The organism is Cupriavidus sp. 01L46 (genome assembly GCF_056399905.1).
This window is the reverse complement of record NZ_JBFTSF010000622.1, coordinates 1-1,118: the sequence shown is the minus strand read 5'-3', so window position 1 is coordinate 1,118 and position 1,118 is coordinate 1. Positions and strand designations below refer to the sequence as shown.

Sequence of the window (1,118 nt, the reverse complement as noted above, 5' to 3'; positions counted from 1 at the left end):
CCATAGAGCTCGTATGAAGAACGCGTGAAACGACGTTCTGCATAATGAATCCAATATCCTAATCGCTATGACGCCATGATCGGGAACCGATTAAATGGCGAGAAATCAACCTTCCAGATATCAAGCTCATAGAGGTCTCCGTGGTCGTCCAAATTGATTGCAACCATAACCGGTATGCCGTCGATATCGACGAACTCCCTTTTGGCCAATTGTTCGCCGAGGCGACGCGACCGCGCATCCGAAGCATAGAAGCGCAGGCTTCCCATTCCACCATCGTCCATTTCTTCAACGAGTGCGTCAGCAAGAGAACCAAGGAGACGCATTTCTTGGGGCTTACCGGCAATTAACTTGGCTAACAGAGTCCGCTCGTCGTCTTTCAACCCTCTCACAATGCCCATACTCATCTCGGTGGCGTAATACGTCCAACGTTAATCGTGCCGTTTGGAAGCTTGTAGGCACTGTAGTTGAAAGTTGTTCCACTCACAACGACGGTGCCTGTGTACTGCCCTTGAGGTAGTGATTCTCCGATATTCTTGAGGTCGCTCGTCACAGCACGTTGAACAGAACTTCGGCCTCCGCATCACTCTGGGTGATCTGCCTTGAGGATCTCACAACTACTTGGCATGGCAAACCAAAGTCCACCGGGATCGGGATCTTCGCTCGATGCCAACCATTCATCGATTACGCCCTGGACCATCAATTGGGGATCTGCGCCAAATCGATCTACCGGCTCCCAGTAGTGGATTCCATCTATGGCCCCTTGTACTGGAATGGCTCCGTGGGCAAAAAGTGCCAGGAGCGATCGACGAACATACTCAACCAAGTCCTCGCCAGCCAAGCCATAGCCTTGCCTTCCAAAAGGAATAATTTGCCATAACCCAACAGCATCGTCTTCAAGTTCAAGGTGAATTTTCGAAATACGATCTTTGATGCTCTCACCGAACCACTTGTCCTTCAGTTCCTCATTCATTTCTGGTCCACCTTGAACCCGGGTGGCAAAGAAGGGCTGCTTACAATAGCTAGATCAAGTTTGATAGTCCTCGAACTCCCATGCACCAATCCTGGCTACTTTCTGAGCCACTTCCCAAAAATCCTTCCCTGTGCAGCCGTTTACATAC

Annotated in this window: 3 protein-coding genes; all 3 read right to left on the bottom strand. The window is 50.2% G+C overall.

Annotated elements, in window-relative coordinates:
- Positions 1–65: 65 nt before the first annotated feature.
- Complete coding sequence (locus AC1DS3_RS38920; protein WP_441632790.1) at positions 66–398, bottom strand: DUF6984 family protein; 333 nt, start codon at positions 396–398, stop codon at positions 66–68.
- 182 nt (positions 399–580) lie between these two features.
- Positions 581–970, bottom strand: coding sequence for a hypothetical protein (locus tag AC1DS3_RS38915; RefSeq protein ID WP_441632788.1), 390 nt, complete (start codon positions 968–970; stop codon positions 581–583).
- A 54-nt stretch (positions 971–1,024) separates the two neighbouring features.
- The coding region (locus tag AC1DS3_RS38910; protein ID WP_477129397.1) for an Imm8 family immunity protein at positions 1,025–1,118 on the bottom strand (94 nt) is incomplete at its 5' end.

Excerpts from the sequence above, each read along its gene's own strand:
- AC1DS3_RS38915 (WP_441632788.1), bottom strand. The coding sequence starts at position 970 with ATGAATGAGGAACTGAAGGACAAGTGGTTCGGTGAGAGCATCAAAGAT.
- AC1DS3_RS38920 (WP_441632790.1), bottom strand. The coding sequence starts at position 398 with ATGGGCATTGTGAGAGGGTTGAAAGACGACGAGCGGACTCTGTTAGCC.